Source organism: Klebsiella sp. CN_Kp104, assembly GCF_040064515.1.
GTDB lineage: Bacteria > Pseudomonadota > Gammaproteobacteria > Enterobacterales > Enterobacteriaceae > Klebsiella > Klebsiella aerogenes.
Window position 1 is genome coordinate 730038 of record NZ_JBEAII010000002.1, and the last position, 21089, is coordinate 751126.

General features: G+C 52.3%; 20 protein-coding genes. 7 read left to right on the forward strand and 13 right to left on the reverse strand.

The window, feature by feature from the left end; translation table 11 throughout:
* Positions 1-68: 68 nt before the first annotated feature.
* Complete coding sequence (gene hrpA / locus ABLU80_RS05485; protein ID WP_348849799.1) at positions 69-3971, reverse strand: ATP-dependent RNA helicase HrpA; 3903 nt, start codon at positions 3969-3971, stop codon at positions 69-71.
* 201 nt (positions 3972-4172) lie between these two features.
* Here hrpA and azoR point away from each other — a divergent pair, with 201 nt between their 5' ends.
* Positions 4173-4778 (forward strand): FMN-dependent NADH-azoreductase, encoded by a 606-nt coding sequence (gene azoR / locus ABLU80_RS05490; protein WP_015366346.1) that lies wholly within the window; start codon positions 4173-4175, stop codon positions 4776-4778.
* Between the two features lie 47 nt (positions 4779-4825).
* Here the strand turns inward: azoR and ABLU80_RS05495 are convergent, their stop codons facing one another.
* Genes ABLU80_RS05495 through ABLU80_RS05520 form a run of 6 tightly spaced genes read right to left on the reverse strand, consistent with a single transcriptional unit; the run spans position 4826 to position 9356 of the window.
* Positions 4826-5401 (reverse strand): TerD family protein, encoded by a 576-nt coding sequence (locus tag ABLU80_RS05495; protein WP_047080896.1) that lies wholly within the window; start codon positions 5399-5401, stop codon positions 4826-4828.
* A 59-nt stretch (positions 5402-5460) separates the two neighbouring features.
* Positions 5461-6039 carry a TerD family protein gene (locus ABLU80_RS05500; RefSeq protein WP_348849800.1) on the reverse strand — a complete coding sequence of 193 codons (579 nt, stop codon included), beginning with the start codon at positions 6037-6039 and terminating at the stop codon, positions 5461-5463.
* A gap of 46 nt (positions 6040-6085) precedes the next feature.
* Positions 6086-7126: a TerC/Alx family metal homeostasis membrane protein gene (locus ABLU80_RS05505; protein ID WP_275515535.1), complete on the reverse strand. Its 1041-nt coding sequence runs from the start codon at positions 7124-7126 to the stop codon at positions 6086-6088.
* Between the two features lie 23 nt (positions 7127-7149).
* Entirely contained in the window at positions 7150-7605 is a 456-nt protein-coding gene (locus ABLU80_RS05510) for a tellurite resistance TerB family protein (RefSeq protein ID WP_047080899.1), read from the reverse strand.
* A 21-nt stretch (positions 7606-7626) separates the two neighbouring features.
* A complete protein-coding gene (locus ABLU80_RS05515) occupies positions 7627-8766 on the reverse strand; it encodes a TerD family protein (protein WP_348849801.1) in 1140 nt (379 codons plus the stop codon).
* Positions 8766-9356 (reverse strand): TerD family protein, encoded by a 591-nt coding sequence (locus ABLU80_RS05520; protein WP_285176668.1) that lies wholly within the window; start codon positions 9354-9356, stop codon positions 8766-8768. The genes ABLU80_RS05515 and ABLU80_RS05520 overlap by 1 nt, the downstream gene beginning before the upstream one ends.
* A gap of 302 nt (positions 9357-9658) precedes the next feature.
* Here ABLU80_RS05520 and ABLU80_RS05525 point away from each other — a divergent pair, with 302 nt between their 5' ends.
* From ABLU80_RS05525 to ABLU80_RS05550, 6 genes are read left to right on the forward strand one after another with little or no spacing between them, the layout of a single operon-like run.
* Positions 9659-10744 carry an ATP-grasp domain-containing protein gene (locus ABLU80_RS05525; protein ID WP_213795954.1) on the forward strand — a complete coding sequence of 362 codons (1086 nt, stop codon included), beginning with the start codon at positions 9659-9661 and terminating at the stop codon, positions 10742-10744.
* On the forward strand, positions 10744-11871 hold the full coding sequence (locus ABLU80_RS05530) for a phosphoribosyltransferase domain-containing protein (RefSeq protein ID WP_348849802.1): 1128 nt from the start codon (positions 10744-10746) through the stop codon (positions 11869-11871). Before ABLU80_RS05525 ends, ABLU80_RS05530 begins: the two co-directional genes overlap by 1 nt.
* Positions 11864-12637: a hypothetical protein gene (locus ABLU80_RS05535; protein ID WP_047080904.1), complete on the forward strand. Its 774-nt coding sequence runs from the start codon at positions 11864-11866 to the stop codon at positions 12635-12637. Before ABLU80_RS05530 ends, ABLU80_RS05535 begins: the two co-directional genes overlap by 8 nt.
* 1 nt (position 12638) lies before the next feature.
* Positions 12639-13712: a cysteine protease StiP family protein gene (locus tag ABLU80_RS05540; protein ID WP_047080905.1), complete on the forward strand. Its 1074-nt coding sequence runs from the start codon at positions 12639-12641 to the stop codon at positions 13710-13712.
* Positions 13712-14659 (forward strand): HpcH/HpaI aldolase/citrate lyase family protein, encoded by a 948-nt coding sequence (locus tag ABLU80_RS05545; RefSeq protein ID WP_260841433.1) that lies wholly within the window; start codon positions 13712-13714, stop codon positions 14657-14659. The genes ABLU80_RS05540 and ABLU80_RS05545 overlap by 1 nt, the downstream gene beginning before the upstream one ends.
* 36 nt (positions 14660-14695) lie before the next feature.
* The gene (locus ABLU80_RS05550; protein ID WP_063446461.1) at positions 14696-15163 is read left to right on the forward strand and encodes a hypothetical protein; all 468 of its coding nucleotides are present in this window, start codon (positions 14696-14698) and stop codon (positions 15161-15163) included.
* Positions 15164-15223: 60 nt separating this feature from the next.
* Here the strand turns inward: ABLU80_RS05550 and ABLU80_RS05555 are convergent, their stop codons facing one another.
* The 6 genes from ABLU80_RS05555 to ABLU80_RS05580 all read right to left on the reverse strand — a co-directional run bounded on the left by ABLU80_RS05555 (position 15224) and on the right by ABLU80_RS05580 (position 20981).
* Complete coding sequence (locus tag ABLU80_RS05555; RefSeq protein WP_047080908.1) at positions 15224-15892, reverse strand: hypothetical protein; 669 nt, start codon at positions 15890-15892, stop codon at positions 15224-15226.
* A 22-nt stretch (positions 15893-15914) separates the two neighbouring features.
* Complete coding sequence (locus ABLU80_RS05560; RefSeq protein WP_063446460.1) at positions 15915-16319, reverse strand: hypothetical protein; 405 nt, start codon at positions 16317-16319, stop codon at positions 15915-15917.
* Complete coding sequence (locus ABLU80_RS05565) at positions 16289-17599, reverse strand: phosphatase PAP2/dual specificity phosphatase family protein (protein ID WP_348849803.1); 1311 nt, start codon at positions 17597-17599, stop codon at positions 16289-16291. The genes ABLU80_RS05560 and ABLU80_RS05565 overlap by 31 nt, the downstream gene beginning before the upstream one ends.
* A complete protein-coding gene (locus ABLU80_RS05570; RefSeq protein ID WP_320945010.1) occupies positions 17589-19349 on the reverse strand; it encodes a bifunctional alpha/beta hydrolase/class I SAM-dependent methyltransferase in 1761 nt (586 codons plus the stop codon). The genes ABLU80_RS05565 and ABLU80_RS05570 overlap by 11 nt, the downstream gene beginning before the upstream one ends.
* Positions 19350-19464: 115 nt before the next feature.
* Complete coding sequence (locus ABLU80_RS05575) at positions 19465-20382, reverse strand: phosphatidate cytidylyltransferase (protein ID WP_348849804.1); 918 nt, start codon at positions 20380-20382, stop codon at positions 19465-19467.
* Positions 20379-20981 (reverse strand): CDP-alcohol phosphatidyltransferase family protein, encoded by a 603-nt coding sequence (locus ABLU80_RS05580; RefSeq protein ID WP_213795959.1) that lies wholly within the window; start codon positions 20979-20981, stop codon positions 20379-20381. Before ABLU80_RS05580 ends, ABLU80_RS05575 begins: the two co-directional genes overlap by 4 nt.
* Positions 20982-21089 lie beyond the last annotated feature (108 nt).

Consider the following 21089-nt stretch of genomic DNA (forward strand, 5'->3'; position numbering starts at 1 on the left):
CATAAAGAAGCCCGGCAGATTATTACCTACCGGGCTTCTTTTGATGCCACCGGGGACAACCCGCCAGGCTACGGCGTAATTTGCTCCATCGCCTGCAACACGCGTTTGTCCGAGATGGGATACGGGGTACCCAACTGCTGAGCAAAGAAGCTGACGCGCAGCTCTTCGATCATCCAGCGGATCTCCTGTACGTCGTCGTCATCGCGGCGATTCGGCGGCAGCTTATTCAACCACTGCTGCCACGCCTGTTGCACGCTCTCGACTTTTAGCATCTGCGCGCGGTCACGATGCGGGTCGATTGCCAGCTTCTCAAGACGTTTTTCAATTGCCTGCAGATAACGCAGCGTATCGCCGAGGCGGCGGAAACCGTTGCCGGTAACAAAGCCGCGATAAACCAGACCCGCCATCTGCGCTTTAATATCCGACAGCCCCAGGGCCATCGTCATATCTACCCGCCCTTTCAGACGCTTATTGATGTTAAATACCGCCGTCAGGATCTGCTCGACCTGCTTCGCGATATCGACCACCGTGTCGTTCAGTTCGGCGCGCACTTTATCGTGCAGTTTACTAAAGCCCTCTTCGGTCCACACCGGGCCGCCGGCTTCATCAATAAGCTTGTCAACACCACAGGAGATGCAGTCGTCAATCAAATCCAGCACCTTGCCATAAGGGTTGAAATAGAGTCCCAGTTTGGCTTTGTTGGGCAGTTTCTCGTGCAGATACTTAATCGGCGACGGAATATTGAGCAACAGTAAACGGCGCAGACCACGCCACATCGCCTGCTGCTGTTCCTGTGGATTATCAAACAGTTTGATGGCGACGCTGTCACGCTCGTCCACCAGCGCCGGCCAGGCTTTCACCTTATAATTACCGCGCTTCTGTTCGTAACTCTCCGCCAGGGTGCCGAAACTCCAGATATGCAGCCCGCTCTGTTCAATACCATCGTCGGCCACCGCCGATAACGTCTCCTGAACTTTACCTTTAAGCGCGTCTTTTAAGACCTGCAGAGAGCGTCCTTCCAGCAGTTTCTTATTTTTGTCATCCACCACCCGGAAAGTGATTTTCAGGTGATCGGGCACCTGATCCCACTGCCAGGATTCGCGGTCGATGGTCACGCCGGTCATTTTACGCAGCTCACGCTCCAGCGAATCCAGTAGCGGCAACGCCAGCGGCGTCGCGCGGCCTAAAAACGCCTCGGCGTAATTAGGCGCCGGGACGAAATTACGCCGAACGGGTTTCGGCAACGATTTGATTAATGCGATGACCAGCTCGCGACGCAGGCCAGGGATCTGCCATTCAAACCCGGCTTCCTCTACCTGGTTGAGCAGCGGCAGCGGAATATGAACCGTTACGCCATCGGCATCCGCACCGGGTTCAAACTGATAGCTAAGACGCAGTTTAAGATTGCCCTGATGCCAGAAATTCGGGTAGTCCAGTTTACTGACCTGCTCCGCCCCCTCTTTAATCAGCATGCTCTTTTCAAAATTGAGCAAGTCTGGCGTTTCACGGCTGGCCTGCTTCCACCACTTATCAAAGTGGCGAGCGGAGATGACATCGTGGCTAATGCGCTGGTCGTAAAACTCGAACATCGTCTCGTCATCCACCAGGATGTCGCGACGGCGCGACTTATGCTCCAGCTCTTCGATTTCAGCGCGCAGCTTGAGGTTATCGCGGAAGAAGGCATGCCGCGTCTGCCAGTCGCCCTCTACCAGCGCGTGGCGGATGAACAGCTCACGACACAGCGCCGGGTCAATCTGGCTATAGTTGACCTTACGCGCGGCGACGATTGGCAGACCGTAGACGGTGACCTTTTCTGTCGCCATTACCGCGCCCTGCGACCGCTCCCAGTGCGGTTCACTATATGAACGTTTAATCAGATGCTGGGCCACCGGCTCGACCCACTCCGGCTCAATGCGGGCGGCAATGCGCCCCCACAGGCGGCTGGTCTCCACCAGTTCCGCAACCATCGTCCACTTCGGCGGCTTCTTGAATAGACCAGAGCCGGGGAAGATAGAGAACCGGGCATTACGGGCGCCGGTATACTCCTGTTTATCGGAGTCCTTCATCCCGATATGCGACAATAAACCGGTCAGCAGCGCGGTATGAATTTCACGGTACTCCGCTGGCTCGCTGTTGATCGGCAGGCCGAGTTCTTTCACTACCTGGCGCAGTTGGGTGTAAATATCCTGCCATTCACGCACGCGTAAATAGTTGAGGAAATCCACCCGGCACTGGCGGCGGAACTGATTCGAGGAGAGCGCCTTTTGTTGTTCGCCGAGATAGTTCCACAAATTGACAAACGCAAGGAAATCAGACTCTTTATCGTGGAAGCGACGATGCTTTTCATCGGATGCCTGCTGCTTGTCCATGGGGCGCTCGCGCGGATCCTGAATCGACAGCGCGGAAGTGATGATCATCGCTTCACGCACGCAGCCATGTTTCTGCGCTTCCAGCACCATCCGCGCCAGACGCGGATCCACCGGTAGCTGGCTGAGCTGGCGGCCCAGCGGGGTCAGCTTATAGGCCGTTGCCTGCTCATCGGTGGTGATAGCGCCGAGCTCTTCCAGCAGACGAACGCCATCCTGGATGTTGCGCTTATCCGGCGCTTCGACAAACGGAAACGCGGCGATATCGCCCAGCCCCAGAGCGGTCATTTGCAGAATGACCGAGGCCAGGTTGGTACGCAGAATTTCCGGGTCGGTAAATTCCGGCCGCGACAGGAAATCGTCTTCCGAGTAAAGACGAATACAGATGCCTTCAGACACACGTCCGCAACGGCCTTTACGCTGATTAGCGGAGGCCTGTGATACCGGCTCGATAGGCAGGCGCTGCACTTTTGTACGGTAGCTGTAGCGACTGATGCGAGCGGTACCCGGATCGATAACGTATTTGATGCCCGGAACCGTCAACGAGGTTTCGGCAACGTTGGTTGCCAGGACAATACGCCGCCCGCTATGGGACTGGAAGACCCGGTTCTGCTCGCTGTTGGACAGGCGGGCGTACAGCGGCAGCACTTCGGTATGGCGCAGATCCAGCTTATTCAGCGCATCGGCGGTATCGCGGATTTCCCGCTCGCCGCTCATAAAGATCAGGATATCGCCGGGCCCTTCGCGCCCCAGTTCGTCAACCGCATCAAAAATCGCCTGTAGCTGATCGCGTTCGCTATCGTCCGCCTCTTCCACTATCGGCCGATAGCGCACTTCCACCGGGTAAGTCCGCCCGGAGACTTCGATAATCGGCGCATTATTGAAATGCTTTGAGAAACGTTCCGGGTCGATGGTCGCCGAGGTAATGATAATTTTCAGGTCCGGGCGGCGCGGCAGGAGCTCTTTCAGATAGCCCAGCAGAAAATCAATGTTCAGACTGCGCTCGTGCGCCTCATCAATAATGATGGTGTCATACTGCATCAGCAGGCGATCCTGCTGGATTTCCGCCAGCAGGATACCGTCGGTCATCAGCTTAACCATGGTGTTTTCGCTGACGTGGTCGCTGAAGCGGACTTTATAACCGATACAGCCACCCGGCTCGCTCTGCAGCTCTTCGGCAATACGGTTAGCGACGGTGCGCGCCGCCAGTCGACGCGGCTGGGTGTGGCCAATCAGCCCTTTCAGGCCGCGCCCCAGCTCCATGCAGATTTTGGGTAGCTGAGTGGTTTTACCAGAACCGGTCTCACCGGCGACGATCACCACCTGGTGATCGCGCACCGCTTCGAGAATCTCTTGTTTTTTCTGGCTAACCGGCAGGTTTTCCGGATAGGTGATTGCCGGACGCGCGGCTTCGCGTAGCAGGACTTTCCCTGCTGCCTGCTCTATCTCCCGCGCCATCTCGTGCAGAATGGCCTGCTGGGCATCAGGATTTTTAACCTTCTTTGCGCCATGCAGGCGGCGGCTATAGCGCGATTTATCGCGCAGCATCAGGCCATCGAGCCGTTCATAGAGCTGCGAGAAAGTGAATTTTTGTTGTTCTGTCATAACGTTATCGGGCAGCGCTCTGCCGGAAAAATCTCTCATGAAATATTGCTGTAGATTACCACATCTGTTGAACGCATGCCTTGTTCAAAAAAATTGAACATAGGATTCGATATATTGCGCTATCTCTGCGGCATGATTGTGAATACAGTGTCATCAAGCACCAGGGCATTGACCCGTCAATCACATTAAAAGGAAACACCCATGAGCAAAGTATTAGTTCTGAAGTCCAGTATTCTTGCAGGGTACTCGCAATCCGGCCAACTGTCCGACTATTTTGTTGAACAATGGCGTGAAAAACACGCAGGCGACGTCATTACCGTGCGCGATCTGGCGGCAAACCCGATTCCGGTACTGGATGGTGAACTGGTTGGCGCGCTGCGTCCGAGTGATGCACAGTTGACCGCACGTCAACAGGAAGCGCTGGCGCTGTCCGATGAACTGATCGCTGAACTGAAAGCTAACGATGTGATTGTTATCGCCGCGCCGATGTACAACTTCAACATCCCGACTCAGCTGAAAAACTATTTCGACCTGGTTGCCCGCGCAGGCGTCACCTTCCGTTACACCGAGAAAGGTCCGGAAGGCCTGGTCACCGGTAAACGTGCGGTAGTACTGACCAGCCGCGGCGGTATTCATAAAGATACGCCGACCGATCTGGTTACGCCGTATCTGACCACCTTCCTTGGCTTTATCGGCATCACCGACGTGAACTTCGTGTTTGCAGAGGGTATTGCTTATGGTCCAGAAGTTGCGGCCAAAGCGCAGTCCGATGCCAAAGCGGCTATCGACAGCGTGGTTGCTGCCTGATAATACCCACCTCCCGCATCAGCGGGAGGTGTTCTACTTGTCGATAATTAAACGCTAACGCCGTGTGCTGAAGCCAGCGCGGCAAGACCGCCAGCAAATCCCTGACCGACCGCTTTAAATTTCCATTCCGCACCGTGACGATACAGCTCGCCAAAAATCATCGCCGTTTCCGTTGATGCATCTTCGGACAGATCAAAGCGCGCAATTTCCTGGCCATTATCGTGGTTATACACCCGCATATAGCTGTTTTGCACCATGCCAAAGTTTTGTTTCCGTGTTTCGGCGTCATAAATGGTGACGGCGAAAACCAGCTTCTTGACCTCAGCGGCAACCTGAGAAAGCGTGATTTTGACCTGCTCGTCATCGCCATCACCTTCACCCGTGCGGTTGTCACCCTGGTGTTCTACGCCGCCGCAAGGACTCTTCTTATTATTGAAGAAGATAAAATTCGCATCCGATAGCACCTTGCCATCTTCACCAACCATAAAGACCGATGCATCGAGATCGAAATCTTGCCCATCCGTGACTCGCGCATCCCAACCTAATCCCACCATCGCAATATTCATCGACGGCGCTTCTTTAGTGAGTGATACGTTACCGCCTTTAACGAGGGAAACAGCCATTTTAAACCTCCTGTTATAAACTACTGTATGGCCCGACAGACAGTCGGACTGCTCGGTTTTTAAGATGCATTGATGCCATACTGGGCGCAGACGCTGGATAATCCGCCAGTGTATCCCTGCCCAACGGCGCGGAATTTCCACTCGCCGTTATGGCGATAAAGTTCACCAAATAGCATTGCCGTCTCGCTGGAAGCGTCTTCCGTCAAATCGTAGCGAGCCACTTCAAGTTGTGAATCGTTGTTAACCAGGCGAATAAAAGCGCCTGACACCTGACCAAAACTCTGGCGACGCATTTGTGCATCGTGAATGGTAACCACGAAGACGATTTTGGCGACGTTGGCCGGGATCATATCCAGTTTGATGATTAGCGATTCATCATCGCCATCGCCTTCGCCGGTGCGGTTGTCGCCGGTGTGGGTAACCGAACCGTCTGCCGATTTTAAGTTGTTGTAGAAGATGAAGTCGCTATCGCTGCGCACCTTTCCCGTCTCTGATAACAGGAAGGCAGACGCATCGAGGTCAAAATCCTGGCCGTCGGTAGTACGCACGTCCCACCCCAGTCCAACCAGCACATTTTTCATCGACGGATCGCTTTTACTAAGAGAAACGTTACCGCCCTTTGACAGTGATACGCTCATATTAAATCCTTTTTAAATTGAACATGAATAAGGACAGAGCAAGGCGTTAATTATCCTCAGCCTGTTCCTCGTTTTTTTCCTGAAATAGCAAGCTAGCGACGATCCCAAGAATAAGCACCACCAGAACGACATACAGGCTGGCAGTAGCCGAAATACTATAACCATGATGCCAGATATGATCGGTAGCATTCAGACCAAGCTTAAAGGCAATAAAGAAAAGTAATACGATGACAGCTTTTTCAAGATGCACTAAATAATGTTTAAGCGCCTCCAGTACGAAATAAAGCGTACGTAAACCAAGGATGGCAAACATCATCGCGCTGTAGACAATCAGCGGCTCCTGGCTTATTGCAATAATGGCCGGCACGGAATCAAACGCGAACATCACATCAGAGAGTTCCACGACCGCCACGCATAACATCAGCGGCGTTGCATATAACGCCAGACGCTTACCGGCACTCATTACGATATCTTTATTCTCCGGTTTCGCCCGTTCACGCTCGACCTCTTTACTGGTAAGTAAAAAAGCATGGCCCACTAACTTTGGCCAGATAGGAAACAGACGTTTTACCAGACGATAAGCGAGATGCTGCGAGTAATCTTCAATTTCATCGCTTTCTTCTCCGCTCTTTAACATCATGACCGCAGTCCAGAGAACAATTAAAGCGAAGACAATTTCAACGTAAGGCCCCAGCGCTAACAGTCCTGTGCCAATGGCGACAAAAATGCCGCGGAAAATAATTGCCCCAATGACGCCCCAGTAAAGGACACGGTGACGATAGCGCTCCGGAATGCCAAACCAGGAAAAAATCGCCATCATGACAAAAAGGTTGTCGACCGAAAGCACCTTTTCTAAGGCATAACCGGTGACAAACAAACTAGCCACTTCCGCGCCGTGGTGCACCAACAGAAAACCAGCAAAAGCCATTGCCACCACAACCCAGAATAGCGACCATAGCGCCGCGCTTTTCAGCGATATAACGCTATCGTTACGATGCATCACGAGGTCGATAATAATAGCGCCGACGGCGAGCACAATAAAAACGCTCACCGTTTCAACAGGAAAACCCAAATGAGTGGAGACCATGAAATACCTTCAGATACAGGGGGTTAAAGACCAAACTCTTCGGCGCTAAAACCGAGCGCGGCGATAATCTCTCTGGCAGCCGCCTGTTCGTCCGGATCGAAGTTGCCATCGCTTTTCCCCACCGCAATGCCTACTCGCACGGCCAGTTGCGCTGCTTCTGGCTGATCTTTTAATGCCAGAATATATTTCATGGTTTCACCTTTGCCGATTTCCATATCGAAGTCGAAGCTGGAGACTAATTTATTAAAAAAGTCGATCACTTCGTTGGTATCAAATACTTTCATTTCTTCCGATGAACGAAGAAAACCCATCATTTTCTGCTTTTCTTCAGCGCTAACGCCATCGCTGGAAACGGCGATTCGGGCACACACCGCAACAGTTCCTTGCATGAACTTCTTATTTTTATAACGCCCAACCTGCTTTACTAATTCTTCACGACTGGCGGTAAAAGTCGATTTTACTTTGTCAAATAATCCCATCGTTCCCTCTCCTGGTTTTGTTTATTTCGAACCTACTTGCCAGCGGAATCCCCAGCCAAAAGCGCGATCCATCTCTTTATGGCCGGAGAAATATTGATTGATACGCTCAACTTTTATGGCACCGTTATCATTGATTAAACGGGCAATAGCACACATTTTTCGGCGATTATTACCTTCGGTCAGTCGGGTTTCGATTGGTGGTTGTCCGGGAACATGCAGCGTAACTACGCCATCAGTTTTATCCCAACTGGCTACCCCCTCATAAATAAAGGCGTAAATTAATATCTGCTGGATCTTTTTCCATTCACTGCCGTTAATAAAGATCCATTCGCCATCGTTAACCGCCCCTGTGCGATCGTCACCCTGAAGCTGAATAAATGGCGCCTGGTGGTAACGGCCGAATGCATTACCCAGCGCCTGAATGACGCTTATATCGCCATTTTTTAATTCGACAAAAGCACCGATATCCAGATCAACATTGCTGGATCCTGCTCCAAAAAATGAACCAATTAAACCCTTAGCCGAGCTTTGGCGATGCCAGTTCAGATTGACGCGTACTTCGCCATAGTCGTCGCATTTAGCAAGACTGATAGCCGGTTTTTCTTTGGTCAACGTGACCTTACTCAGGCTCACTTTTGCGACTTCAGGTACTGAAGTCGGCATCTCATCAGCAATATCAACGCCATAGTATTCAGCAAGAGGTTTCAAGCCGCCGGTAAAACCCTGCGCGACAAAACGAAACTTCCATTCGCCGTTGCGCCGGTAGAGCTCCCCCAGGATCAAAGCAGCTTCATCTCGGCCTTGAATATCGACACTACATTCGATTAGCGTATTGCCGTTATGCTCCACCGCGATGGTCAAATGGCCTAATTCACGGATAGTCCTGTTATTATCGCAGGTTGCGCTAAACGCCACCTTTTGAACATCCGCATGCAGTTGTGCCAATGCAACCTGGAATAGGGTGTCAGTATTATGAGTGCTAAATTGAATCGTATTATCATCATTTCGCGGCTGGCCGTAAAAACACATATCCGCGTCGCCTCTTACCTTATTATTGGCATAGAGACGGAATGACGACACATCAACATGACTACCCGCGCTTATTTTGATACTGAGGTTGGTTGCGGGAACCCCACTGTTTCCTCCGGGTGATAGTATCATTAGCGCACCACAATTCGCGACACGTCACTGGTCATATCTTCGATGGTACGCCCCTGAGCAGGTTGACCATGGGCGGTAAAATTCCACTCGCCATTATTTCGGCTCAATGAAGCTATAACAATTCCGGTATGGGAGCCCTGCTCTGTGAGCACGTAACGCGCCAGTTCCTGGTTATTTTGATCGAGTACGCGGCATCGGGCGTTCTCAACTTCATTAAAATTTTGCCCGCGAAAGCTATTGACGGTGAAAGCCAAATATTCCACGTTGGCGGATAGTTTCGCTAAATTGACGCGAATAACTTCATCGTCGCCCTCACCTTCGCCGGTCAAATTGTCGCCACTATGAACCACTGCGCCGCAGCGAGATTTTAGTTGCCCAAACCAAATAGTATCCAGCACGTTGCCGTTTTTATTTAACAGAATACAGCTGGCATCAAGGTCGATAGAACCTGCGCTACCGGAGAACAAACCACCGAACAAACCTTTTTTCTTCGCCCGAAGCGGATCCCAACCTAAACCGAAAGTCAGTTGTGATAGTGACGGAGAAGCTTTGCTTAAAGAGATTGTCTGATTTTTAGTAAGTGAGACCATTTATTATTCCCTATAATATATTTAGCAAATCAATATGCATTAAAAGACTCAAAAAAATCATATCATGATAAAGAACTGACACAAGCCTATTTAAAAAAATAAGAAAAAGAAAAAAGCAAGCCGTTGCTTTCATTAAACAAAAATTAGAACTCATCATTGAAATTACTATATGATAAAAAGACATTCATAAAGCAAATATTCACTCCTAAAAATAAAAAGCACCTCATAATATGATTGACATGCCATCACGGCACTTCTAGACTCCCGTTAAATTTGACGCCGGATGCGTGGGAATAATATCAATGGAAAGAAAAATATGGATCATGGAAGGACTATCCTCCCAGCGAGATATCATTTGTGGAATTAATGAATTTGCCATTAACAATAATAAAAAGCCTATATCCACCTATGCCTCACACGGCCATTCACGACATGAAATATTATCCATGGCGGATTTTTCATTCAGTGAACCGAAAGATATTAATTCACGAATATCATTTATATCCTCAATAATAAAAACCCATAGAATAGCCGCAATTCAGGTTGGAAAAGCATGCCGCTGGTACGAACAACACCGGCAGCAGATTGAATCGCTGGGCGTGAGCCTGACTACGGGCGCCAGCCAGGTCTCCACGTTTGATATTGCCGATGATAAAATCAGCTTTGCAAAAGCCATGCTCGCGCATGGCCTTCCCGTGGTGCCGTCCATACGAATCACTGATGCCAACACGCTTGAATATCTTCTGCAGGCGTCACCTTTTCCCGGTTGCCGTTTATGTGTAAAACCCGTCACCGGCATTTACGGCATGGGATTTTGGCTTTTAGATGATCGCTCGCTATCTACAGATATTATTAACCATCCGGAACAGCGGCGTATTCACCCGGAACAGTATCTTGCCGCAGTCAAAGGCAACGATACCTTTACTCCGCTAGTACTCATGCCCTGGTTACCTGGGCCAGAATACTCCGTCGATATCCTGCTCAATCGTGGCAAAGTGCTGTGCGCCATTGGGCGGCGTAAAGAAGGCGCATTGCAGTATCTGGAAAATGCAGGAGCGGCTGTCGAACTTGCCTGCGCCTGTGCCGAAGCGCTGCAGGCTGATGGCCTGGTTAACGTACAGACCCGTCATGATGCTAAGGGCCAGCCACAGTTACTGGAAATTAATCTTCGCCCTTCCGGTGGCATTGGCTACACCCGCCATAGCGGGGTGAATCTGCCCGGCTTGTTCGCTGCACTGCGTCTTGATTTATTAACAGCGGATGCCATTAAACACCACGCTGCAGAACGATTTACCCCCGCCGCCATCAGAGTGATAACAGAAAGCCTGCTATATCCTCCGCAGCTCGATAACGCCCTCACTCCTTCCCACCGTAAGGAGATAAAATAATGAAACGTGAAAACTGCTATCGTCGTCAGCTTTCCAGCGGTGAACTTAGGGTTTTCTACCATGGCGAGGAAAACGAACTCCACGCGCTATTTGATATCGCCGAGCGGCGCAATCCTAAACGTGCGTTTCTGTTCGTCAGCCACGTTTTAGGTCGACATATTCCCGTAGCGCCCGCGACCATGCGGGCAGTTTACCAGCGTCTTGCCGACAGCTTCCCTGATGGCAGCAACGGGCCGGTACTTTTTGTCGGGATGGCGGAGACTGCTGTTGGCCTCGGCGCCGGGGTGTTCGACGAACTCCGTGAACGCGTCGATCAGCCAATTTATCTCACCTCCACACGCCATCCACAGCAGGCAGATCTGCTATGCGAATTTAAAGAAGCGCATAGCCACGCCACAGATCATTTGATTTATCTTCCTCGCGACCGCGAAATGCGGCGACGGGTGCTGGAAGCTAAAACGCTGGTACTCATTGACGATGAAGCCACGACCGGCAATACCTTCATCAATCTCCTTACCGCGTTACATCCGCATCTTGCGCATTTACAGCAGGCCATCTCCGTGACGCTCACAGACTGGAGTGGTGATGCTTTCGCTGGGCGTTGTCATCTGCCGGTTAGACAGATCGCGTTGATTAAAGGACGATGGGAATGGCATCAGCGGGACAACGCCACAGCGCCTGAGATGCCCGCTGTTAATATCACCGCATGCGGGGAATATGCCCTTTCGCAGCGCCAAACGTGGGGCCGTCTGGGAATGATCCGCCCGGCCGCCGATCTCGGAAGCGAGTTAACTGCCGATGCAGGCGAAACTATTCTGGTTCTGGGCAGCGGTGAATTCGTCTGGGAACCCTTTTTGCTTGCCGAACGTCTTGAGCAGCAAGGCGCCGATGTTAAATTTAGCGCCGCCAGTCGCTCGCCGATAGCGCCCGGTATGGCGATCCAATCGCTGCTGTCATTTAACGATAATTACGGTCTGGGCATTCCCAACTTTGCCTATAACATCGCCCACCAGCGTTTCGATCGCATTATTTTGTGTGTAGAAACCCCAAAAAATAGCGTTGACCCCAATCTGGTCCACGCGCTGGAGTCGCTTTGTACGCGTCTGGAGATTTTATCTTATGAATAAGCCGGTGATATTTTCCGACCTCGACGACACATTATTTCAGACCAAACGAAAGATGAAACACGAACTCGACGCGCTCCCCTTTCGTTGTGCCGCCCTGGACCGCGATATGCAGCCCCGCAGCTTTATGGACCAGGAACAGGCCATGTTTGTCGATTGGTTGCTGGAGAACGCCGAACTGATCCCCGTTACCGCCAGAGGTAGCGAGGAGTTAAAACGGGTGCAAATCGCGTTTAGTTCGTGGGCCATCGCCACCCATGGCGCAGTCATCATTACGCCTGAAGGGCTACCTGACGCTGCCTGGCAACAGCGTATGATGACTCGCCTTGCGCCCTACGCTGACCGGCTTACCGCCATGCAACATGAAATAACCGCCCAAATGGCTCTTCAGGGAATCAACGGCTGGGCTCGCATCAACCAGGAATATGACGGAACGCCTGTTTACCTGGTGATGAAACATCGCGACAGCACCAGAGTCAGCGAGCTTTACGCCTTTGCCGACTGGCTGCAGCAGCGCTTCCCGCTTGAGGGTTTTTATTTTCATCGCAACGGTAACAACGTCGCCTGGATCCCGGAGCCCGTTGATAAGGGGCTGGCCGTCGGTTGGTTATTAAACAAGTTGCAGGCCGAACGCGGGACGTTCCCGGTACTCGGGTTTGGCGACAGCCTTAGCGACCATCGTTTTTTACAACTCTGCCATTGGTTTGCCGTCCCCCAACAAAGCCAGTATGCCAGAGCCATCAATCAGCACGTTTTCGCAGGTTCTTAATATGCACAAGCCCCATCACTTTTCCGGCGCTTATCCGCAAAATGACGTCCGCTTTCTGCTTAATCCGGTGAATATCGACATGACGCCGGTTGATGAAAAAGAGGCGTTGATTCAATCGGGTAAAGCACACTATTCCGATATGCTAAGCCAGGAGCCCGCACCAAGTCAGTGGCATATAAACCTTTTTGCCAAAGCTCTGCAGCGCGAAACACCGCGCCTGGCCAACGAAGTGCAGCAGCTTAGTCGTACGCTCATCGCGCACTTCAGCGACACCCCTATCATATTAGTGAGTTTAGTCCGCGCAGGCGTTCCGCTGGGCGTGATGCTGCAGCGCGCGCTGCGCGATGCCGGGCAAAGCGCTTTCCACTATGGTATTAGCATTATTCGCGATCGTGGTATCGACAGCGCCGCCCTCGACTGGATTGAAGAACGTCACGGTACGCAAGGCATCGTCTTTGTCGACGGCTGGACCGGTAAAGGCGCGATTCGCTCACAACTACAACGTTCGCTACACGGTCGTAAAGGCTACCCTGCCGAACCCAGATTAGTGGTTTTAGCCGATCCTTGCGGCTGCGCGTGGTTGTCCGCTTCCGACGATGACTGGTTAATCCCCTTCGGTATCATGGGCGCACCGGTATCTGGCCTGATCTCCCGCTCACTCTGGTCATCAACCGGCTTTCACCGTTGCGTACAATGCGATCATTTAGCTGACTTTGAGTGCGGCCAGCTATTGGTCGATACCATCGATCGCTATCGGCAGACGCTGCTCTCCACCACGCAAATTAAACCTGACATGGCGCAGAAAGCCAGACTGCGGCGCAAAAGCGAAATGGTGCTGCTGAACCTCGCCGAACGCTATGATGTCGACAACCTTAACCGCATCAAACCCGGTATAGCAGAAGCAACGCGCGCGGTGCTTCGTCGGGTACCCGACCATGTTCTGGTGCGTGCCATTAACGACCCGGACGTCGCGCTACTGATAGCTTTAGCCCGCGATAAGGGCATCCACGTCAGCGAAGTTGGCGATGAAATCGGTCAGTATCGCGCCGTGACTATTATTAAAAAGGTGTTGTAATGAAAACTCGTCTCTCGGCATGGAATCTGGGAGCCACCCTCTACATGCCCGCTACCCGCGATGATATCGCCTCGACTATTATTGCTGACAAAATTAAAGGGCTTCGCTCATTGGTTATCTGTCTTGAGGATTCGGTCAGCGAAGGCGATATCGACCTCGCCCAGCAGAACCTGAGAACGCTCTGTACACAACTCGCCCATGCCAAAGCGGCGCAGGGAAACGATCGCTGGCCGCTGGTTTTTATTCGCCCGCGGCATCTGACCATGGCGCAACAACTGATCGATACCCTTAATCTGTCGGCCATTGACGGCATAGTTATCCCGAAATTTACGCACCATTCACTGGCAGCCTGGTGGCAGGTTATTGGCGACACATCTCTATGCATGATGCCTACGCTTGAAACCGAGGAAGTCTTTGATAGCGAGAAAATGCGCCTGCTTGCTGCGGAACTCAGCCATCACCCCTGCCAGGCGCGGATTATTGCCCTACGTATTGGCGGCAACGATTTGATGAATGTCATCTCGCTGCGTCGTTCGCGCAATCTGACGCTATACGATGGGCCAATGGGTTACGTTATCAAAATGCTGGTGTCAGTTTTTGCTCCTTACCATTTTGCCCTCACGGCGCCTGTTTGCGAACATATCGATAGCCAGGAAATCATGGAGCAGGAACTGCAACTGGATATGGCCCACGGCCTGGTCGGAAAAACGGCCATTCACCCTAACCAATTGCTGGCTATTGAGAATGCGTTGATGGTAACCCCCGGCGAACACGCAGATGCTCTTCGTATCCTAAACTCCAGCCAGGCCGTATTTAAATCGCAGGGATCAATGTGCGAACCGGCCACGCATCGCAACTGGGCAGCGGCGATTCTCGCCAGAGCAGCCCATTACGGCATCGTTAATGAATCCTCACATGAGGATTTAGCCCTGAATTCGCTGAGTTAACTAACTAATCACTATGGATAATGCGATGGTCTCAGGATGAGATTAAATAGCAAACAAGAGCGCATTTTTAAACTGGCGCTGATTCTCGGTCGCGGGTTGCCGGTGCCCTCATCAGAGCTACTGGCAAAGTTAAGTTGTTCTGAACCAACGTTATCAAGAACGCTGAAAACGCTGCGCGATACCTATAGAGCGGAAATAAAATACAGTAAAGCGGCTCATACCTATCAACTTACCGCCAATGGTTCCCTGACGGAGGAGATGAAGGAACGAATGGCAGAAACTCTGCGTGTGAACGGCAGTCTGAAAATGCAAACGACACCGGGTAAAGTGGTGCTTGATAAGGACCAAAAGACGGCAATTTCGCTGTCGGTCAAACGCTCGGTGCTACGTAAACTGGACCGTCTGGCCCGGCTGACAACCCTTACCCGCAGCGGAGCGGTGGAGATGCTGGTGCAGCAGTATATCGATGATTTAATTGATCTATTCCGTAACCGCAAACGCTAATAATGTCAATTACCGCCCTCACTTCGGGCGGTAATTGACCTAGCCGCAGTCGTATTATTTTTAATAACGCATGTTGGGTATATTTGGGCCGATAAACAGATAACCAATGAGTTGCAGCGGCGACGTTGCTACATCAGCGATAATCGTCAGCGGATATAAAAACCGTAATGCAGAAAAAGATGAACCTTTCCGGGTAAAAGTCATTGAGACCGGGAAGAATGTTATTCTTGCCGTGGTGTTCTCAGCTATGTCGAACACGCCACGTTGTTGTTGTATTGAATATATCCATTGTTCACCGCTGAGTTTAAAACCATGGCGTCGCAAAATATCCTTATTGGTGTCTGTCATACACTCTGCATTGGTGAAATAACGTATCACTGCTGGCTCTTGTAGGCTAAATGCCTGACTGTTTTCGGATGAAGTCTCCCCTGGCGGTAATGAAATTGTAAAACAACGTTCCCTGAAATCAGCCATCATATTCGGGTTGAGCAGAACACCATCAATAATATCGGCATTCCCTGCCAGAGAATAATTATAGTTATTGCCGATTAATATTAATTGCGCAGGCGTTTTAGTATTCCCCGCAACAGCGCCAATACCATAAATTGTATCTCTTTCTTTGGTAACCGTGCTCTCCTTCTGCGAAATTTTATCCGCGAGATGATGTGTCATACATCCCGAAAGTAATATTGTGATAATCGCTAATATAAAGCATCTATTAAAGATCATATTGATAATCCTTTATCATAATTTAGCAACTCAACGCCAGCAGCCATATTGCCCACAAGACCGCCACTATCGCCAGGGTGCGATGAAACTGCTGTAAAACGCCATACTGGCGATCGGTAAAACTCAACCCCCGTAACCGCTCCCGCCGCCAGATAAAAAATAACGCCTTGCCCGCTAATGCATTATTATCCTGGCGGATAACTGCAAAATATCGGGCATCCAGATCGAGCCGCCAGCAGTTGTAGCCGACCACCCCGGACAACAGAGTGATAATCGTACGTAGCGTTCCCGGCGAAGCGATAAACACCGCCCATAGCAGGGGAGGAACAGCAAAAAACAATAGATAACGGGCGCTGGCTAAGGTACACCGCAGTAGCCGCTGCTGTAGCGACTGCACTACCAGACCATTTTGATTGTCTGCAGCCATCGGCGTAACACCTCCTGATGTTGATCTGTCAATACCATCTGCGGGCGGTGAGCGCGGACCTGCGCCAGAGCCTGCTCGATGCTGCCAGCATGGCCGTAGCGCAACAGCCAGGCGCTAACCACCAGCGCGCTACGGGATAATCCTAGCGCGCAGTGCACCAGGACCGTACCCTGCCCCTGACGCAGCGATTCCAGGTGCTCGACGGCAAGATTGAGTTGAGCATCGTCGGGGGTGACCAGATCGAGTAGCGGCACACAGTGATAAACAAGCCGAGCGGTTGCGCGGGCGCGAGAAAACTCAAACGTCAGGTCTAATACAGCTCGTTGAACCGGGGGATGACGAGGATAGCAGCCGATCCATACTCCCGAGGTAATTTCGCTCGCTGCAGGCAGACGACGGCAATAACAGCGCATGGATAGCAACATTGCGTAGCGCCACGGCAATAGCAGCCACCATGCCGCGGGCGCAATCCGCCCACCCTGATCTTTGCCGCTGACGGCGGCCCCTAATCCAGCATAACCACAAGCGACCAGCGACAGTGCCAGCGCCGGCCATAGTAGCCATCCGGTTAACAGCAGGCCTGAAACAAAACACAACGTAGCCCCGAGGGCGTAACGCACGGCCAGGCGCAATCGCCACGCATCGGGCCTTTGCCATCGCCAGCGCTGCTCCATTGGTAGCAGCCACTCAATACACATTCCCACCGCCAGCCCGCTGATAACATCAATAAAATGGTGTTGCCAGGTGGTCAAAACCGATAGGCCAATGAGCAAAAACCAACTACCGCACAGCTTTCGGCCGCAGCCTGAAAGATGGCGGCTGTAGTGCCGCCACAGCAGCCAGCATAGGATAATGTGCAGCGAAGGCGACTGATTGTAGGGCAAGTCAAACTGTTCTAATTGCTGAAACAGCCAGCCAGCCGCGCAGTTAACCTGCGGACGGCTAAAGCTAAATCGCAGCGGAAAAAGTAAAAAACCGCAGCAGGCGATCGTTGAAGCCAGAACCAGGCGCAAGACCAGCCGCCGCTGTTCCTTTCGCGTGACGCAAACAAACAGTGCTAATCCATACAGCAGATCCAGGCTCCAGTATGGAACAATAGTCCACGGTATAAATGGAATCGCCTGTTCCCAGGCAAAGACTACGCTGCCAATATTCTGATGCTGCGCAGCGCGCCAGGCAGTATAGGCATTCACCTGGCCATAGGTCAGGAAAAAGAATGGCGCTATTAACAGCAGCCAGGCAACAGCCTGAGCGAATACCCAACGCCGTTCAGTTTGCACGGCGCACCGCCATCGACACCGTAAAAATGCCCCATTCATCAATAAGCTGGGCGCATTTATCAAAGCCGGCCTCACGCACCAGCGCGTCCATTTCGCCCTGGGTACGTACGCGCATCACCCACGCTTTACCATCTTTATGGCTGGTGAGCGACCAGGCGATAGTTTTTAGCTGCGGGTGCCATGGCTGCCCGGTGTAGATAAGTATCCCACCCGGCGGGATGGCCTCCGCAAGACCCGCCAGCGAGCGCCGCACCAACTCATTTTCCGCGAACAGTTCATACAGACCGGAAACTATACCCAGCGTCGGTTTCGGCGTCAGCGCGGCCAATTGCGTGCGATCGAAGGCATCGCCCTGCTCAAAGCGAGCCCGCTCAGTCATCCCGCGTTCAGCAATCATCTGCTGGCCCTTTTCAACATTCACTAAGCTGTAGTCGCGAAGTAAGATGTCCGTGACGGCCGGTTGTGCGGCCAGCGCATCCAGAACATAACGCCCATGTCCGGCTGCTATATCCACGACGTTGACCGGGCTCTCCTGTTCGCTTAATCGGGCCACCGCCTGCTGTATTAACTGTTGCAGATGGATCTTTCGCTGACGAATGCCTCGCCAGCCGATGCTGTTGAGATAATTTTTATCGATTTGCCGCCCCAGCCAGCCGCTGCCCTGCGGCTGGTTACGGTAGACATAATCAAGAGTGCTGCCTGAGTCGAATCCGGTACTAAAACCTAATTTTATACCGTCAGACTGCGTGCCCAATGCCCGCATGCTATAGCGCAGCGCGCGGTAGCGCAGATCGTCGAAGGAGTACGGCGCCGGCCCGCCGCTCAGCAGTCGCCAGCTATCGGCTCCGGGGCTATGGCGATCTTCCCCGGTATAATCAAAAATCGGTACAGGTTGCGCGTAACGTTCATCAATAAACGCCCGCATTTTATCGAATGCCAGATGACGGTCACGCTCGCCCAGAGTGTCATGATAAAAGCCCGGAAAGATATGCAGCTCTTTGTATTGACTACGCAAACGTTGATAGAAATCCAGTTGCGGCTGGCGATGCACCACAAAATCATCCCCAGAGACCAGCATCAACGTCGGGGTGGTAATGGCGTTGGCATCGCTAACCAGCCTCTCTGCGGTGCCGTAAAGTTCAAGCAGGATATTGACCGCAATCGCCCTGGTTATCAGCGGATCCTGGTTAAAACTGACAATCCGGAGCGGGTCGTGCGACAGATATTTTCCTTTGACATAAGAGTTAACGAAAAAAAGACCACGCGCTTTTTGCAGCAAGCGCAGACCTGTACGGGCAAATGGTACATACAGCTTGACCTTAAAGGCCGGCGAGGCCAACACCAGCCCGCGGATAAGCGGCGCGTAATCATGCACCCATGCTGCCGCCAGCACTGCCCCGACGCTTTGCGCCACCACGACCACATCCTGTAATCCGGCCTGACTGTTCATCGCGGCAAAACGCACGAATTCGTCAACATCACATACTGAACGGTGAAGCGATGGACTATAGCCGCGTTCGCCAGGGGATCGGCCGTGCCCACGTGCATCCCAGGCATAAAAATCAGCATCCGTCATATCAAGCTCATCAACGACATGCTGTAAGCGCCCGGAATGCTCATGTCCCCGATGAAACAGCACCACCACTTTTCGGTTCGTCGCCGGATGTAGTGCAGGCCAATAACGATAAAACAGCGAGGTATCATCGCTGGTAACAAAGGTATGCTCTTGTGCAACCCGGGTCTCAACCATGAGATGTTTCTCCATCAAGGGCCGCTTAGTCACTGTAACCATCGCGGCATAGGGTCTTTAAGCTACTGTTTATCTGTATAAAGAAAGCTTACCAACCACGAGTTCGTTGGCTTTTTTAGTAACAGTAGTAACGGATAAAATGGAAAAATACCGGCGCGGTAAAAATGAGTGAGTCAAGACGGTCAAGAAGGCCGCCGTGGCCCGGTAGCAGCGTGCCGCTATCTTTAACGCCGATGTCGCGTTTCACCGCCGACATCACCACATCGCCACAAAAACCCGCGCCGCTAATCATGACGCCGGACAGCAAGGACATCTGCCCGTTAAGCGGCGTTAGTAGCGGCCCCAGCAGCCAGGCTGCCAGCGTGGTGCTGCCAATACCGCCCAGCAGGCCGGCCAGAGTTTTATTCGGGCTGACCGCCGGGGTAATTTTGATTCGCCCTAACGATTTCCCCCATAGATACTGCGCAACGTCGTTAAACTCGGTTAAGCCCACCAAAAACAACACCAGCAGTGCACCGCGCTGCTGGCCGTCGGTTGGCAGTACCAGTAAAGACGCCACGTGACTGAAGGCGAAAACGGTAGTCATCACTCCCCAGTGATACTGTGCGGCGCTATGCAAAAAACCCCTGGTATCTCCCGCCATAACCATTCTTGCGGGCAGGAACAAGAAAGCGTAAACGGGGATAAAAATGATATACAGCCCATACCAACCCATACCAATCAGCCAGTAATTGACGGGAATCGCGATAAACATCCACAGGATGGGCATACGATCGGCGTGGCGGGACGGCACCAGGGTCAAAAATTCCTTCAGCGCCATAAAGCTGACCACGGCGAAAAAAGCCAGCGCCAGCCAGCGTGGGCTCAGTAGCGCCAGCGAAAAGAGGATAATAATCAGCCACCAGGTGCGAATGCGTAATGTCAATTCGCGCCAGTTTTTCTCAGGCCAACGCCAGCACAGCAGACCATTCACCCCTGTCGCCAGCAGCAACAGTGAAAAGACAGCCGCCAGAGATTGCAGCAGCAGCGTCATGCCCTCTCTCCAGGCAGAATGTGGGCGCAGCGGTTGATAATGGTCCAGATAAGTAGCAAGGTGACAATGCTCCACAGCATATCGCACCAAACCGCCACGCCCGGCCACAGACTCAACGCTAACCCCCAGCCGCCAAACACCAGCGCGCGATCGCTCTTACCCATGGGCCCGGCGTAACTGCGCAGACCGCCAATCGCCTGCGCCAGCACCCCGGAAAACTCACTCAATACCGCACACAGCAGCATCGCCAGCACAAGCGCCGGATAGCTATCGGGCAGCAACGCAAAAGGCAGATACAATGCGATATCGGATAACACGTCGCCAAATTCGTTCAGTACCGCGCCGAGACGAGATTGCTGGCAACACTCACGCGCCAGCATGCCATCGAGGGCATTCAGCGCCATACGGATAAACAGGACGACGGGAAGGAGCCAGAACAACGAGGGATGTGGATACAACGCCAGCAACGCGCCGCTCAGAAAAGATAACGCGATGGCGGCGAGCGTCACCTGATTCGCGGTGACCGCTCGCTTCGCCAAACAGAACATCAGCGGCCGGAGCAGGGTCTGGAATGCAGGCTTCATGCGGTAGAGCGTCATTATCGGTCCTTGATAAAGTCAAAGACCTATATTGCGCTCAGCCGCTGCGCGGCAACAGACTCCGGGACATAATTCGGAATTCGTTAAGATTCAGCATACAAATAAACA